15 protein-coding genes are annotated in these 15,727 nt (G+C 66.6%); 6 read left to right on the top strand and 9 right to left on the bottom strand.

Annotated elements, in window-relative coordinates; all coding sequences use genetic code 11:
* Positions 1-4 precede the first annotated feature (4 nt).
* Positions 5-2,782: a type I DNA topoisomerase gene (topA, locus tag S58_RS15830; RefSeq protein WP_015666349.1), complete on the bottom strand. Its 2,778-nt coding sequence runs from the start codon at positions 2,780-2,782 to the stop codon at positions 5-7.
* Positions 2,783-2,996: 214 nt separating this feature from the next.
* Here topA and S58_RS15835 point away from each other — a divergent pair, with 214 nt between their 5' ends.
* Positions 2,997-3,215: a hypothetical protein gene (locus tag S58_RS15835; protein WP_070099540.1), complete on the top strand. Its 219-nt coding sequence runs from the start codon at positions 2,997-2,999 to the stop codon at positions 3,213-3,215.
* Between the two features lie 15 nt (positions 3,216-3,230).
* On the opposite strand, the gene S58_RS15840 is transcribed toward S58_RS15835, so the two are convergent.
* Positions 3,231-3,674 carry a winged helix-turn-helix transcriptional regulator gene (locus tag S58_RS15840; RefSeq protein ID WP_015666351.1) on the bottom strand — a complete coding sequence of 148 codons (444 nt, stop codon included), beginning with the start codon at positions 3,672-3,674 and terminating at the stop codon, positions 3,231-3,233.
* Between the two features lie 142 nt (positions 3,675-3,816).
* Here S58_RS15840 and S58_RS15845 point away from each other — a divergent pair, with 142 nt between their 5' ends.
* Complete coding sequence (locus S58_RS15845) at positions 3,817-4,590, top strand: glucose 1-dehydrogenase (protein WP_042339598.1); 774 nt, start codon at positions 3,817-3,819, stop codon at positions 4,588-4,590.
* A gap of 80 nt (positions 4,591-4,670) precedes the next feature.
* Here the strand turns inward: S58_RS15845 and S58_RS15850 are convergent, their stop codons facing one another.
* The gene (locus S58_RS15850) at positions 4,671-5,282 is read right to left on the bottom strand and encodes an FMN-dependent NADH-azoreductase (RefSeq protein WP_015666353.1); all 612 of its coding nucleotides are present in this window, start codon (positions 5,280-5,282) and stop codon (positions 4,671-4,673) included.
* Positions 5,283-5,415: 133 nt separating this feature from the next.
* Here S58_RS15850 and S58_RS15855 point away from each other — a divergent pair, with 133 nt between their 5' ends.
* Positions 5,416-5,778, top strand: a complete 363-nt coding sequence (locus S58_RS15855) for a winged helix-turn-helix transcriptional regulator (protein ID WP_015666354.1) — start codon at positions 5,416-5,418, stop codon at positions 5,776-5,778.
* Positions 5,779-5,797: 19 nt separating this feature from the next.
* Here the strand turns inward: S58_RS15855 and dprA are convergent, their stop codons facing one another.
* The 5 genes from dprA to S58_RS15880 form a co-directional block, all read right to left on the bottom strand.
* A complete protein-coding gene (dprA, locus tag S58_RS15860) occupies positions 5,798-6,916 on the bottom strand; it encodes a DNA-processing protein DprA (RefSeq protein WP_015666355.1) in 1,119 nt (372 codons plus the stop codon).
* 63 nt (positions 6,917-6,979) lie between these two features.
* Complete coding sequence (locus tag S58_RS15865; RefSeq protein WP_015666356.1) at positions 6,980-8,311, bottom strand: patatin-like phospholipase family protein; 1,332 nt, start codon at positions 8,309-8,311, stop codon at positions 6,980-6,982.
* A 225-nt stretch (positions 8,312-8,536) separates the two neighbouring features.
* Entirely contained in the window at positions 8,537-9,133 is a 597-nt protein-coding gene (gene plsY / locus S58_RS15870) for a glycerol-3-phosphate 1-O-acyltransferase PlsY (RefSeq protein WP_042340771.1), read from the bottom strand.
* 30 nt (positions 9,134-9,163) lie between these two features.
* Positions 9,164-10,465, bottom strand: coding sequence for a dihydroorotase (locus S58_RS15875; protein ID WP_015666358.1), 1,302 nt, complete (start codon positions 10,463-10,465; stop codon positions 9,164-9,166).
* Positions 10,466-10,487: 22 nt separating this feature from the next.
* Positions 10,488-11,441 carry an aspartate carbamoyltransferase catalytic subunit gene (locus S58_RS15880; RefSeq protein WP_042339600.1) on the bottom strand — a complete coding sequence of 318 codons (954 nt, stop codon included), beginning with the start codon at positions 11,439-11,441 and terminating at the stop codon, positions 10,488-10,490.
* Between S58_RS15880 and S58_RS15885 the strand changes: the two genes are divergently transcribed.
* From S58_RS15885 to S58_RS15895, 3 genes are read left to right on the top strand one after another with little or no spacing between them, the layout of a single operon-like run.
* Complete coding sequence (locus S58_RS15885; RefSeq protein WP_015666360.1) at positions 11,362-12,306, top strand: M15 family metallopeptidase; 945 nt, start codon at positions 11,362-11,364, stop codon at positions 12,304-12,306. The genes S58_RS15880 and S58_RS15885 overlap by 80 nt on opposite strands.
* 22 nt (positions 12,307-12,328) lie before the next feature.
* Entirely contained in the window at positions 12,329-13,972 is a 1,644-nt protein-coding gene (locus tag S58_RS15890; protein ID WP_015666361.1) for an acyl-CoA dehydrogenase family protein, read from the top strand.
* A complete protein-coding gene (locus S58_RS15895) occupies positions 13,969-14,793 on the top strand; it encodes a CPBP family intramembrane glutamic endopeptidase (RefSeq protein ID WP_015666362.1) in 825 nt (274 codons plus the stop codon). Before S58_RS15890 ends, S58_RS15895 begins: the two co-directional genes overlap by 4 nt.
* A gap of 8 nt (positions 14,794-14,801) precedes the next feature.
* Here S58_RS15895 and S58_RS15900 read toward each other — a convergent pair whose 3' ends face one another.
* Positions 14,802-15,725: an AEC family transporter gene (locus S58_RS15900; protein ID WP_015666363.1), complete on the bottom strand. Its 924-nt coding sequence runs from the start codon at positions 15,723-15,725 to the stop codon at positions 14,802-14,804.
* Positions 15,726-15,727 lie beyond the last annotated feature (2 nt).

Raw genomic sequence — 15,727 nt, forward strand, 5'->3', positions numbered from 1 at the left:
TTTCTCATCCGCGGGCCTTGCCGGCGCTCTTCTTGGCAGGCGGCTTTGCCGCAGGCTTCGCCGATGTCTTGGCGGCCTTGGCAACCGGCGCACGCGCCTTGCTGGTGGAGTCTGATTTCGGCTTGGCCGCGGCCTTCTTCGCGACGGCCTTCTTGGCAGGCTTCGGCGAGTCGTCGTCGCCGCCGGCCTTCGGCTTCGCGGCAGCCTTGCTCGGAGCCTTGGCCGGTTTCGCAGCCTTGTCCTTCGTAGCCTTGCCCTTCGCTGGCTTCTTGCCGCCACCCTTGGCGGCGCGCTCGTCGAGCAGGGCGATCGCCTCGGCCAGGGTGATCGTGTCCTTTTCCTTGTCGCCGGGAATGGTGGCGTTGACGCCGCCCGCGGTGACATAGGCGCCGTAGCGACCGGCCTTGACGGCGACGGCGCCGAGCGAAGGATGCTCACCCAAGGCCTTGCCGGGATCGGCACCAAAACGCTTGCTCGGACCCTTGGCGATCTTCTCGGCAATCAAGGTGACCGCGCGGTTGAGGCCGATGTCGAACACCTCGTCGCCGGCCTCCAGGCTCGCATAGGTCTTGTCGTGCTTCACGAACGGTCCGAAGCGGCCGAGCCCCGCCGTGATCGGCAGACCCGTCTCCGGATGCCGGCCGATCTCACGCGGCAGCGACAGCAGCTTCAGCGCCAGCTCGAGATCGACATCCGACGGTTGCGTGCCCTTGGGGATGCCGGCGCGCTTCGGCTTTTCGCCTTCGGCATAATCCTTCTGCTCGCCGAGCTGGATGTAGGGGCCGAAGCGGCCGGCCTTGACGGTCACGTCGCGTCCCGTGTCCGGATCCTGGCCGAGGATGCGATCGGCGGCGGCTTCGCTGTCGGCGGCGAGCGGGCGGGTGTAGCGGCACTCCGGATAGTTGGAGCAGCCGACGAAGGCGCCGAACTTGCCGGCCTTCAGGTTGAGCCGTCCAGTGCCGCAGGTCGGGCATTGCCGGACGTCGCCACCATCCTCGCGCGGCGGATAGATGTGCGGGCCGAGCATCTCGTCGAGCGAGTCGAGCACCTGCGCCACGCGCAGATCCTTGATGTCGTCGACGGCGCCGATGAAGCCGGTCCAGAAATCCTTCAGCACCTGCTGCCAGGCGATCTCGTTGTTGGAGATGCGGTCGAGCTGCTCCTCGAGATCGGCCGTGAAATCATATTCGACGTAGCGGCGGAAGAAGTTCTCCAGGAACGCGATCACGACGCGGCCCTTGTCCTCGCCGTGCAGCCGCTTCTTCTCCAGCTTCACATAGCCGCGGGCCTTGAGCACATCGAGGATCGAGGCATAGGTCGAGGGCCGGCCGATGCCGAGCTCCTCCATGCGCTTGACCAGCGACGCCTCCGAGAAGCGCGGCGGCGGCTCGGTGAAGTGCTGCGTGACCGCGAGGTTCTGGCGCTTGAGCGGATCGTTCGGGCTCATCTGCGGCAGCCGGCGGCTGTCCTCGTCCTCCTCGTCGTCGCGGCCTTCCTGGTAGAGCGCGAGGAAGCCGTCGAACTTGATGACCTGGCCGGTGGCGCGCAGCTCCAGGGTGCGGGCGCCCGCCTTGGCGATGATGTCGACCGTGGTGCGTTCGAGCTCGGCCGACTCCATCTGGCTCGCGATGGTGCGGGTCCAGATCAGCTCGTAGAGCTTGGCCTGGTCGTCATCGAGCCGCTTGCGCAACTCGGCCGGCTTGCGCGACAGGTCGGTCGGACGGATCGCCTCGTGCGCTTCCTGCGCGTTCTTGGCCTTGGCCTGGTACTGGCGCGGGCTGTCCGGCACGTATTTGTTGCCGTAGATCTCGCCGATCACCTTGCGCACCTGCGTGATCGCCTCGGGCGCGATCTGCACGCCGTCGGTTCGCATATAGGTGATGAGACCGGTGGTCTCGCCGCCGATGTCGATGCCTTCATAGAGACGCTGCGCGATGCGCATCGTATGCGCCGGTGCGAAGCCGAGCTTGCGGCTCGCTTCCTGCTGCAGCGTCGAGGTGGTGAAGGGGGCCTGCGGATTGCGCCGCGCCGGCTTGGCGTCGACGGTCGCGACCGTGTAGCTCGCCGCATTCAGCGCCTGCTTGAAGTCTTCGGCCTCGACGCCGGTGCCGATGTCGAGCCGCTGGATCTTCTTGCCGTCGGCGCCGACGAGACGCGCCTCGAAGGTGTCGCCACGCGGCGTCGCCAGGGTTGCAATCAGCGACCAGTATTCGCGCGGTACGAACTTCTCGATCTCGAGCTCGCGATCACAGACCAGCCGCAGCGCAACCGACTGCACGCGCCCCGCCGAGCGGGCGCCCGGCAGCTTGCGCCACAGGACGGGAGAGAGGGTGAAGCCCACGAGGTAATCGAGTGCGCGGCGCGCCATGTAGGCATCGACCAGCGCGCCATCGATCTGGCGCGGATGCTTCATCGCCTCCGAGACGGCCTGCTTGGTGATGGCGTTGAAGACGACGCGCTCGATCTTCTGATCCTTGAGCGCACGTTTCTCCTTCAACACCTCCAGCACGTGCCAGGAAATCGCCTCACCCTCGCGATCAGGGTCGGTGGCGAGAATCAGTCGGTCAGCACCCTTCAGCGATTTGGCGATGTCGTTGAGTCGGCCGGCCGCCTTGGGGTCCACTTCCCAGATCATCCGGAAATTCTCATCCGGATCGACGGAACCGTTCTTGGCCGGAAGGTCGCGGACATGACCGAAAGAGGCCAGAACCTCGTAGGAGGAGCCCAGATACTTATTGATCGTCTTGGCCTTCGCAGGCGACTCCACGATGACGATGTTCATGTATTTCCAATGACTTAGTGGAAGGATTGAAGCCGGTTTCGCGGGATTCGCGCCTGCCTCGTTGACCCGAACATGGGTGGTGAGGCGGTTCCTGTCAAATCGATGGATGTTGAAAGTCGATTGCGTTGACTCGGCGAAGTACCTATCAGGTTGTGAGGAGTGCTATTGGAACCGCGCTCTTTTTATGTTCGTTTCCGTCAAATACCCATGCTGGATGGATTTGTTGGCCAAGGCAGCGGACAAACACGATCCTGACGTTGAAGCGATGGTCGAGGACGCGGACGCCGCGGCGGCGCTCATCGCCGAGGTGACGACGAGCCTCTCCCATCTGGCCCAGCGGCATAACCTCGACATGCTCGACTACCTGCTGCGCATGGCCAATCTCGAGGCGGAGGAGCATCTCCGGTTGCGCAGCCGCCACAGGCTCTGCTGACGCGCGTCGTTCGGCTCATCGCGGCGCGAGGCTGGTCTCCTCGGGCGCCAGCGGCGTACCGTCGTCAGCATAAAGAACCAGCTTGCGGACCGGCCGGCGGTGGGCGCGATCGACCAGGACGGTCGCGATCTCCTCGGGATGCGCGTCGAATTCCTCGCTCCATTGCCGCAGCGCGACCAGGATCGGAAACAGGCCGCGGCCTTTCGCCGTCAGCACGTAGTCGCGATAGGAGCTGCCATCGGAGGCGGGCTCCGTGGCGAGGATGCCGCGATCGACCAGCGCTCGCAGCCGCACGGTAAGGATGTTCTTGGCCATCCCGAGGCTGCGCTGGAAGGCGCTGAAGCGGCGAACGCCGAGAAACGCGTCGCGGATGATGAGGAGCGACCACCAGTCGCCGATCGCATCCAGCGAACGTGCGATCGGGCAGGCGTCGCCTTCGAGGCTGGTGCGTTTGACCATTCACATCGTCCTTCATCCTCTCGCCCGGACGGTGGCGCGTGCCGGACATAGCGCGGCGATCACGGGCTTGTGTGGTTGCATTATAAAACCAATCCGCTATGTGGTCTACATAGTTTAATAATGCAACCATATGGAGACGGGTATGAGGCTTGCGAACAAGACGGCACTGATCACCGGCGGCAGCAGCGGCATCGGGCTCGCGACCGCCCGCCGCTTCGTAGCGGAGGGCGCCAAGGTCGCCATCACCGGGCGCGATGCCGGTCGGCTCGAAGCTGCGGCGCGTGATCTCGGGCCGAACGCGCTGGCTTTGGCCGCCGATGCGACCGACATCGGCGCGACCGAGGCCGCGGTTGCACGCGCTGCAGAGCGCTTCGGCAAGCTCGACATTTTGTTCGCCAATGCCGGCATTCCCGGTGCGACCCCGGCCGGCGCCACTAGGCTTGAGGTGTTCGAGCAGGTGATCCGTACCAATCTGACCGGCGTGTTCTTCACCGTTCAGGCGGCACTGCCTCATCTCAACGACGGCGCGTCGATCATCCTCAACGGCTCGGTGATCTCGGTGCTCGGCAATCCCGGTTATTCGGCCTATGCCGCCAGCAAGGCCGGGGTACGCGCGATGGCGCGGGTGCTGGCGTCAGAACTGTCGCCGCGCGGCATCCGCGTCAACGTGGTCGCGCCGGGCGCGATCCGGACGCCGATCTGGGGTGCCGCGATCGCGACGCCGGAAGCAGAGAAGGCGTTCGAGGCCAGGATTGCCGCGACGACACCACTCGGCCATATCGGTGAGCCCGAGCATATCGCGAGCACCGTGCTGTTCCTTGCGTCCGACGACGCGGCGCACATCCAGGGCCAGGAGCTGTTCGTCGATGGCGGCGCCACGAGCTCGCCGGCCGGCGCGCCGATCTATCGGGGCTAGGGCGTCGAAGACGCTCCGTGGTGTGGCCCGAGGCCCCACCACGGACCTAAGAAGGGTCGCGAACGGGCAGCCTCGCGATGTCAGGCAGCGAGGCCGCCGGCAGTCTGAAGGGCATTCGCCAGCGCCTGCTCGCGCTGCTCTGCGCCGATCTGGACGCCGTCGGCCGCGATGAATTCGAGATCCGTGACGCCGATGAAGCTGAAGACGCTGCGCAGATAGGTCTCCAGGTGTTCGAATGTCGCCATCGGCGTGTCCGCGCCGTAGTGGCCGCCGCGCGAAACGGCGATGATGACGCGCTTGCCGCCGGCCAGCCCCTGCGGGCCGTTCGGGCCATAGCTAAAGGTCTTGCCCCTGACGGCGATGCGGTCGATCCAGGCCTTCAGCTGGCTCGGGATCGAGAAGTTGTACATGGGGGCGCCGATCACGACGATATCGGCCGCAAGGAACTCCTCCAGCGCGGCCTGTCCGGCGGCGACCTCCGCCTTCACGGTGGGATCTTCGACCGGTGCACCGTAGGCAATGGCGACATGCGTTCCGGACAGATGTGACAGCGGCTCGGCTGCGACGTCCCGGTAGGTGACCTCCAGCCCGGGCGTGACCTGGCGGAAGCGGCCGACGATCGCGGCGGAGACCTGACGGCTGACGGAGTTCGGGCCGAGCACGCTGGAGTCGATGTGAAGGAGTTGGGTCATAGGTCAGTCACCTCAGTATTGGTTTGTAACTGGCGCACTATGAGTGACTGTGCTGTAACCCCACAAGAACGCACATTTTTGAAACCCGGTGACATCCGTGACACTTGCGAACAGCGATGATCCCGCCCCGGCGATGCAGCCGGATCACAATGATTGCCGCGGCGTCGCATCGATTCTAGCGCGCGTCGGCGACAAATGGAGCGTGTTCGTCATCATGATGCTGGGCGACGGCCCCAAGCGCTTCAACGAGCTCAAGCGTCTGGTCGGCGGCATCTCGCAGCGCATGCTGACGCTGACCTTGCGCGGTCTCGAGCGCGATGGGCTGGTGACGCGGACCGTGTTTCCGACCATTCCGCCGCGCGTCGATTATGAGCTCACCGACCTCGGGCGGGGATTGTCAGGGCCGGTCAAAGCGCTGGGTGAATGGGCGATGGCGCACCAAGACCAGATCGAGGACTCGCGGATGCGATTCGATCTACGGAATGACCGGCAGTGAGCGCGCGAGCATCGCACGCCTAGATCAGCGACACCATCCCGCCGCCATGGCGCTCCAGGCGGCCGGCCAGCTCGAGCTCGAGCAGCACCATGCGCAGCACAGCGGGCGACAGGCCGCTGATCCGGATCAGGTCGTCGATCGACACCGGGGTTGGGCCGAGCAGGGCGATGATCTGGTCGCGGTCGTGGCTCTCGGGATCGGGGGCGAACAATTCCTCGTCGGGCTCGCGCAGCGACAGTGGCAGCGGCCGTTCCATGATCGGGCCGACGGCCTGGATGATGTCGGCGGCTTCGGTGACCAGGGTGGCGCCCTGCTTGATCAGGTCGTTGGTCCCGGCCGAGCGCGGATCGAGCGGTGATCCCGGCACGGCGAAGACCTCGCGGCCCTGTTCGCCGGCCATCCGCGCGGTGATCAGCGAGCCCGAGCGATGCGCGGCTTCGACGACGACGACGCCGAGCGAGGCGCCTGATATCAGCCGGTTGCGACGGGGAAAGTCGCGGGCCCTCGGCTCGTGCCCGAGCGGCATTTCGGAGATGGCGGCGCCGCTGCCACCGACGATGGCGCCGAGCAGGTCGACATGCTCGGGCGGATAGATCCGGTCGTGGCCGCCGGCGAGCACCGCGACCGTGCCACTGGCGAGGCTCGCGCGATGCGCGGCCTGATCGATGCCGCGGGCCAGCCCGGAAATGACGACGAAGCCGGCATTGCCGAGCTCGTAGGCGAGCTGGCCGGAAAATTTCAGCCCGGCGGCCGAGGCGTTGCGCGAGCCGACGATGGCGATCGTCGGCCGCATCAATGTAGCCAGCGCGCCGCGCACGGCGAGCAGCGGGGGCGCATCCTCGCAGGTGGCGAGGCGAGGCGGATAGCCGTCCTCGTCCGGCGCCCGCAACTGGACGCCCTGCCGTCGGCAGGCTGCGAGTTCGGCCTCGGCTTCGTCGACCGTGCAGATCCGGCCCGCCCTGGCGGCGCCGCCGCGGCGTGCCAGATCCGGCAGACGGTCCAACGCGGCGCGCGCGGTGCCGAAATGGTCGAGCAGCGAGCGAAACGTCCGCGGTCCGACATTGTCGGAGCGGATCAGCCGCAGGCGGTCGCGCCGCTCTATCTCGCTCAGCTCGATGGTGTTGTTGATTGCGTCCACGCCAGTCCCCTCTACGCAGAGGACCAGAATGGAGCAACCGGGAGGCGCAGGGAAGAGGGCGCGCTACGTCAGCGCGGCGTCGCGCAAATCCTCCGCGGCGACGGCCGGCTGCTCGTCCTGGACGGTGAGCGTGGTGCCGGCCGGCGCTTCGCGCAGCCAGCGGTCGGCAGCGTCGCGCCCGCGCTGGTACAGCAGCTCGATGAATCCGCTGCCGAGGTCGGTCGCGTCGCGCTGAGCCAGGGCCTCGATCTCGTCTTCGGCCGCGAGCCGATGCACGCGTGGCGGATGCAGCCCGTCGCTGCGGGCCCATTCGAGCGCCGCGAGCTCGGCATTGAGGACGGCATTGCCGGCGATCTGGTCGAGCCGGCGATCGATCGCGGCCGACGACATGGGGACGTAGCCGTCGCGCGCGGGCGTGACCCGGACCACCAGCAGGTCCGCAGCGCTGGATTCGTGTGCGATCTGGATCAGCGGCGGGTTGGCGACGTGGCCGCCATCCCAATAGCTCTCATCCTCGATGTCGACGGCGGCGTGCAGCTGAGCAGGGCAGGTCGAGGCGAGCAGGACGTCCGCCGTGATCTCGGAGTTGCGGAAGATCTGCGGCAGGCCGTCGCGGACGCGGGTCGCCGAGATCAGCAGGCGCGGCGCGGCGGCGCTATGCATCGCATCGAAATCGATCGTCTCGGCGAGGATGTCGCGCAGCGGATCGAGGTCGAGCGGGTCGGCGCGCCCGCCACGCAGTCCCGACCCGAACGAGACGGCGCTGCTCGCCGGCGAATAGGCTCCAATCACCATCAGTGAGCGGAACGAAGCGTCCTCGGTCAGACGGGTCCAGAACAGCGCGAGCCGGTTGCGCGCTTCTTCACGGCCGCTTCTGGCAAGGCCGCTGGCGAGCAGGGCAGCGTTGACCGCGCCGGCGCTCGCACCGCTGATGGTGTCGAAATCGCAACCAGGCTCCTCCAGCAGGCGATCGAGCACGCCCCAGGTGAAGGCCGACAACGTCCCGCCGCCCTGCAGCGCCAGCGACAGCTTGCGCGGCGGCCACATCCGCGGCGGCGGCGGCAGGGTGGCGCTGGCGATCGTCTCGGCCAGCGATCGCTCCGGCGCTTCCGCCGGCTTGGGCTCGGCGGCCGCAGTCGCCCCGGTCACTGCGATGGGAGGTTCGATGGCGACCGTGCTTTCCAGCGGCGCGCTTGCCGAAGGCTCCAGCGCAGCGTTTGCGCTCTCGGGAGCCGGATCTTCGACCGTGGCTGCGCTGACGCTCGTTGCGGGCTCGCTCGCAGCGGGCGGTGAGGGGGCCGCGGCTTCGCTGCCGGAGCCGAACACATTGTCCGTCAGCCAGATCTGAGCGGCGGAGAGAAGGGCGCTGGCGCTGGAACGGACCGGGGTGGACATTTGCTGCGCCGGCTCCTCATCATTGCGATCGTCGCGCGTGGTCGACGAACCGCTCGAATTGGTCTTGCGTAATCAGAAGCCGGAATCATGACAGGCAATCATGATTCACGCCAGAGTCTGGCGTTGAGTTATTAGCTGATGAGGCGCCGGTGTTGCCGCGCTGCCGCTGCGAATACAGCGCGAACCTCACATTGTCCGTATTTGCTCCGTATTTGCCCGGAGTAATTACTTCTTCGCGCCGATTTTGCTCTCGGTGCCCGCCTGCAATCGCTTGATGTTTTCGCGATGCATGTAAATGAGCAACAGCGTGAGCAGAGCAAATAAGGCAGCGAGCGCGCTGTGGCCGAAAGCCCACAGCACGATCGGTGTCAGCACGCTCGCGACGAGTGCCGCGGCTGATGAGTAGCGGAGCGCGAACGCGGTTGCGAGCCAGACCAGGCAGAAGAAGATCGCGCCCGGCCAGAACAGACCGATCAGAATACCGATATAGACCGCGACACCCTTGCCGCCGCGGAATTTCAGCCACACTGGGAACAGATGCCCGAGGAACGCGCCGAGTCCGGCGACCATCGCGGCATTCGGGCCGCCGAGAGTGCCAGCGATGATGACGGCCGCGGTACCCTTGAGCGCATCGCCGAGAAGGGTTGCCGCGGCGAGCCCCTTGCGCCCGGTGCGCAGTACATTGGTGGCGCCGATGTTGCCGGAGCCGATGCTGCGCAGATCCTGCGTGCCGGCGAGCCGGGTCAGGATCAGCCCGAACGGGATCGACCCCAGGAGGTAGCCGATGATGAGGGCGACGGGCAGGAAGGCTTCGGAACCCATCATGCGACTCCTTCCGCGCTCTGGCGCGCGTCAGACATGTTCGAACACGGTGCGGCCGCCGACGATGGTGCGGACCACGCGTCCAGTGAAGCGGGCCTCGTCGAACGGCGTGTTCTTGCACAGCGATTTGAGGTCGGCCGGATCGAGAATCCAGGGCACGTCCGGATCGATCACGATGATGTCCGCCGGCGCGCCGGCGCGCAAGGTGCCGCCGGGCAGGCCGAGCAACTCCGCGGGCCGGGTCGACATGGCGCGGATCAGGGTGGTCCAGCTCAGCTCGCCATTGTGCACCAGCCGCAGCGCGGCCGGCAGCATGGTCTCGAGGCCGACCGCGCCGCTGGCGGCTTCCGCGAACGGCAGCCGCTTGACCTCGACGTCCTGCGGCGTGTGGTCGGACATGATGACGTCGATCAGGCCGGAGGCGAGTGCCTCGACCAGCGCGCGGCGGTCGACCTCGGTGCGCAGCGGCGGCGTCAGCTTCAGGAAGGTGCGGTAAGGGCCGATGTCGTTCTCATTGAGCGTCACATGGTTGATCGAGACCGACGCGCTCACCGTCAGGCCCGCGTCGCGCGCGCGCTTGAGAACGTCGAGCGAGTCGACCGAACTCAGCGCCGCCGCGTGGTAGCGGCCCTTGCTGAGTGCGACGAGACGCATGTCGCGCTCGAGCACGACAGCCTCGGCCGCCGGCGGAATGCCCTCCAGGCCGAGCCGCGAGGCGAACTCGCCCTCGTTCATGACACCTTCGCCGACAAGGTTCGGGTCCTCGGTGTGATGCACGATCAGGGCGTCGAAATCGCGCGCATAGGTCAGCGCGCGGCGCATCACCTGCGCGTTCATCACGCTGCTGTGGCCGTTGGAGAAGGCGACGGCGCCTGCCGCGCGCAGCAGCCCGATCTCGGTCATCTCCTCGCCGCGCAGGCCCTTGGTCAGCGCCGCCATCGGCTGGATGTTGACGATCGCGGTATCGCGGGCGCGGCGCAGCACGAAGTCGACGGTCGCCGAATTGTCGATGACGGGCTCGGTGCCGGGCTGGCAGATGATGGTGGTGATGCCGCCGGTGGCGGCGGCCTGGCTGGCGCTGGCAAAGGTCTCGCGATGGCCCAGACCCGGCTCGCCGACGAAGGCGCATATGTCGACCAGGCCGGGCGCCACGATCATGCCGGCGCAGTTGATGACATCGGTGCCCTCGGGAACACCGGCGGCGCCGATGCCGCGCTTGAGGTCACGGATCACGCCGTCGGCGATCAGCACGTCGCCGGGGCCGTCGAAGTCGCGCGAGGGGTCGATGACGCGCGCATTGGCGAGCAGGATCGGGCGGCGGTCGGTCAGCATGTGTTTCGTCCCGACTTCTGTATCAAGCGTTGGGCAGGTTGCGGGCCAGTGCTTCGAGCACGGCCATGCGCACGGCAACGCCCATTTCGACCTGTTCCCGGATCAGCGATTGTGCGCCATCGGCCACGATGGACTCGATCTCGACGCCGCGGTTCATCGGGCCGGGATGCATGACCAGCGCGTCGGGCTTGGCATAAGCGAGCTTCTTCTGGTCGAGCCCGAAATACTGGAAGTATTCCGACGAGGACGGCACGAACGAGCCGTTCATGCGCTCGCGCTGCAGCCGCAGCATCATCACGATGTCGGCGCCGTTCAACCCTTCGCGCATGTCGCGCGCGACCTCGACGCCCATGCGCTCGATGCCCGGCGGCAGCAAGGTGGAGGGCGCGACGACGCGGACGCGGGCGCCCATCGTATTCAGCAAGAGAATGTTGGAGCGCGCCACGCGCGAATGCAGCACGTCGCCGCAGATCGCGATCACCAGCCCCTCGATGCGGCCCTTGTTGCGGCGGATCGTCAGCGCATCCAGCAGCGCCTGGGTCGGATGCTCATGCGCGCCGTCGCCCGCATTGATCACCGAGCCGTCGACCTTGCGGGCCAGCAGCTCGACCGCGCCGGAGGCGTGGTGACGGACGACCAGGATGTCCGGATGCATCGCGTTGAGCGTGACCGCCGTGTCGATCAGGGTCTCGCCCTTCTTGATGGACGAGGACGACACCGACATGTTCATGACGTCGGCGCCGAGCCGCTTGCCGGCAAGCTCGAACGAGGACTGGGTCCGCGTCGAGGCCTCGAAGAACAGGTTGACCTGGGTGCGGCCGCGCAGCACCGTGCGCTTCTTGTCGACCTGACGATTCAGCTCGACATACTCCTCGGACAGGTCGAGGAGGCCGGTGATGTCGTGGGCGGAAAGGCCCTCGATTCCCAGCAAATGCCGGTGCCCGAGGACGAACGTCGATTTCGGAGAGGTTGCCATTAAAGCCAGAGCTATAGGGGCGGTTTCCCCGAGGGGCAAGGCCGAAAGCCCGGGTTCCGAGTTATCCCCCGTTCCGTCCCGGGGCTGCCGGAGACCTGCACGGTGGCGGTCGACCGCGGCTGGAAGCCTGCTTCGATGGGCCATCCTGCTGGTAGGCATCGTTCCGGCCTCGGCGGCTCCCCTGCCTGCCGATTTTGTCTACCTCCGCGACATCGATGCGACGATCCAACAGGACATCCGCTATGCCGGCAGCAACAATTTCGTCGGGCGGCCCCTGCCGGGCTACGAGGCGGCCGAGTGTATCGTGACGCGTGGCATCGCGCTGCGGCTGAAGGCTGCTCAGGCCCAGCTGCGGCCGCGCGGCCTGTCCTTGAAGATGCTGGACTGCTATCGGCCGGTGCGCGCCGTCGCGGAGATGCTGGCATGGTCGGAGGACGGGGTCGAAACCGCCGCCGGCCGTCGCTACACGCCTGGAGTTGCGAAGCGCGACCTATTTCGTCTCGGCTATATCGCCGTGCGTTCCGGCCATTCGACCGGCGCGGCCGTCGATCTGACGCTGGTCGAGCTCGCGGCCGACAATTCCGCTGACTTCGATCCGGCAAAGGACTACGCGGACTGCACGGCGCCGGCGGCGCTGCGCGCACCGGAGGGCAGCGTCGATATGGGAACCGGCTATGATTGTTCCGACCCGAAGGCTCATACCTCCGCGCAGGACCTGAGGCCCGAGCAGCGCCGTTGGCGGAGCGAACTGGTGGCCGTGATGGCGGCGCAAGGTTTTGTGAACTATGCCAGGGAGTGGTGGCACTTTTCGCTGCCGGGCGCTGGCGAGACCACTTATGTCTTTCGCATTCGGCCGCGCCGATGATCGATCTCACCAGGGCACGGCCATGACCCCATCTTCTTTTGCGACCCACGAGGTCTTCAACCAGTCGCCGCCGTTCGAGGACGTGAACCTGTTCACGGCCGACCGGCCGCTGATCGAGGCCGTCAAGGCGAATGGTGCAGCCGGTGCCGAGCAGGAGCTGGCGGCGTTCGGAGCGCTGTGGGGCTCGGCCGCCATGGCGGAGCAGGGCCGGCTCGCCAACGAGAATACGCCGAAGCTGCGCAGCTTTGACGCCAAGGGTTTTCGCCGCGACGTCGTCGAGTTTCATCCGGCCTATCATCAGATGATGGCGCGCTCGGTCGAGGCGGGGCTGCACAATTCGACCTGGACGCCGCAGGGCAGGCCCGCCGGCGGTAGCTCCGAGGTGGTCCGCGCCGCAAAATTTTACATGGCCTCGCAGGTCGAGAGCGGTCATCTGTGTCCGATCACGATGACGCGGGCGTCGGTTGCGGCACTGGCCCTGCAGCCTGACCTGCTGACGAAAGCGATGCCGGTCATTGCGACTGATGCCTACGACCCAGCGTTCGCGCCGTGGTGGGGCAAGCGCGGCATGACGCTCGGCATGGGCATGACCGAGAAGCAGGGTGGCACCGATGTGCGCGCCAATATGACAACAGCCGAGCGCACGTCCGACGGCTATCGCATCACCGGGCACAAATGGTTCATGTCGGCGCCGATGTGCGACGCCTTCCTGGTGCTGGCGCAGGCTGACGAAGGCCTGACCTGCTTCTTCATGCCGCGCTTTGCGCCCGACGGCTCGGTCAACGCGATCCAATTTCAACGTTTGAAGGACAAGCTCGGCAACCGCTCCAACGCGTCCTCTGAAGTGGAGTTCGTCGGCGCCTATGCCGAGCGGGTCGGCGAGGCGGGCAGGGGCATCAGCACCATCATCCAGATGGTGCAGCTGACGCGGCAGGATTGCGCGATCTCCTCAGCCGGCCTGATGCGCTCGGGGCTGGCGCATGCGCTCCATCATTCGCGCCATCGCAGCGTGTTTCAGAAGCATCTGGCCGACCAGCCCTTGATGCAGGCCGTGCTCGCCGACATGGCCCTCCATGTCGAAGCGACGGTGGCGCTGGTGATGCGGCTGTGCCGCGCGTTCGACCGCATACATGAGGATCCGATGGAAGCCGCCTACATGCGGCTGCTGACTCCGGCGATCAAATACTGGGTGTGCAAGAGCGCGCCGCCGTTCCTCTACGAGGCGATGGAGTGCCTCGGCGGTAACGGCTATGTCGAGGACGGCATTCTCGCGCGCCACTTCCGGGAGTCGCCGGTCAACGCGATCTGGGAGGGCTCGGGCAATGTGATGTGCCTCGACGTGCTGCGCGCGCTGTCGCGCGAGGCGGACGCGGCCACGGCGGTCCTGAAGACCCTGGCGGATGAAACGCGCGGTTTGCCCGGCGCGGCAGAATCCGGCGCCGCCATCAGCCAAGCGTTTCGCGGCGGCGACAGCGAGCGCATCGCGCGCCTCGCAGTCGAGAAGCTGGCGCTGCTCGCGGCGGCGGCCGCGCTCAACGCGGTCGCGCCCGATCAGGCCGAACTCTTCGCCGCCACCCGTCTCGCCGCTGTTCATCAGAGCATGTATGGCGCTATCGATCTCGATCCCACTGCAATTCGTGCCTTGCTGGAGCGTACCCTGCCTTGACCGACACTCCCGACGCCGCCGTCATGGATTCCCTCGATCCGCTCCAGCCGCCGCAGCAGGTCGCTCGGGCGCAGCATCAGCCGCGCACGCTCGGCTTCTGGCGGACGACGTTATGGGGTCTCCTCGTCATCGTCCTCTTCTTCGTCGGTCAACTGACGCCGATCGTCTATTTCCTGGTGCGTCATGACGGCTCGTTCAATGGCGCGGTTGAATTTCAAACGGCCATGGTCCAGGTCGCGAGCCGGTCGCTCACGGTCTCGCTGTCGGCGATCATGGGCGTGCCGGCGATCCTGCTACCGATCTACTTCGCCGTCCGCCACACCCGCATGTCCTTCGCCGACTATCTGGGCCTGCGTTGGACCACCTGGAAGAATTTTGCTTTCGGCGTGGTCGGGATGGTCGTGATTCTCGGATGCTGGGAGCTGGCTGCGCAGCTGACCGGACGCGGAGACACGTCGTCGAGCTTCATGGTGGATATCCTGAAGACCGCCAGAGGCGACGGCGTGGTCTGGCTGATGGTCATCGCCTTCTGCGTGGCGGCGCCGGTTTCGGAAGAGCTGATGGCGCGCGGCTTTCTCTATCGCGGCTGGTCGGACTCCTTCCTGCGGGTGCCCGGAGCCATCGTGCTGTCGTCACTGGTCTGGACCGTGCTGCATCTGCAGTACGACTGGTTCGCCCTGCTGAACGTGTTTTCGCTCGGCGTGTGGTTCGGCTATCTGCGCTATCGCACCCACTCCACCTATCTGACCATGGTGCTGCACGGCCTCAACAACCTCGCCGCCACGGTGCAGACGATGTGGCTCGCCAGCGGCCATTCCTGACCGGATCGTCAGCTCGCCCAGGCAATCGCGAGCGGCATGGTCAGCGCGGCGAGCACCGTCTGCAGCGAGATGATCTGCGCGAGCAGCGGCGCATCGCCGCCCATCTGCTTGGCCAGCACATAGGCGCTGGGCGAGGTCGGAACGGCGGCGCAGATCGCGACCACCACGAGGCTCGGGCCGCTGACGCCGAACCAACCCGCGAGCCCGATCGCGAGGATCGGCATCAGCACCAGCTTGAGCGCCACGCCGAGCGCGGCCGCCGGCCCCGCGCGCCGCAGGCCTTCGAAATGCAGACCCGCGCCGGTCACCAACAGGCCGATCGGCAGCGAGGCCTGTCCGAGCGCGTCGGCGGCATCGTGCCAGAGCTTTGGCAGCGGCACATGCGCCACGTTGAGCGCGAGCCCGACGACGCAGGCCCAGATCAGGGGATTGCGGATGATCGTGGCGACGATCTCGCGCATCGACCGGCGGTTCGGAGAGGCGTAGTGGGCAAGAACAGCAACGCTGAATACGTTGACCATCGGGATGATCGCGATCATTCCAACCGAGGCGGCCGCGAGGCCGCTGGGGCCAAACAGGCTGCCTGCCACGCTGAGCGCGACATAGGTCTGCCAGCGCGTGGCGCCCTGGAAGACCGAGGTGAAGGCGGGGCCATCGACGCCGGAGCGCGAAAGCAGCGGCCGCAGGGCGAGACAGAGCAGGGACATTGCGAGCGCCGCAAGGAACAGGGCGCCACCGACACCTGCGACCGGCACCTTGCCGAGGTCCGCCTTGACCAGACTCTGCACCAGCAGCGCCGGAAACAGCACATAGTAAGTGAGCCGCTCCAGCCCGTGCCATTGTGCATCGAGCCTGATGAGGCTGCGCCGGAGACCGAAGCCGATCACGATCAGCAGGAACACCGGTGCGAGCGCTGCGATGACCGGGGTCATGG

The sequence above is a fragment of the Bradyrhizobium oligotrophicum S58 genome, assembly GCF_000344805.1.
Taxonomy (GTDB): domain Bacteria; phylum Pseudomonadota; class Alphaproteobacteria; order Rhizobiales; family Xanthobacteraceae; genus Bradyrhizobium; species Bradyrhizobium oligotrophicum.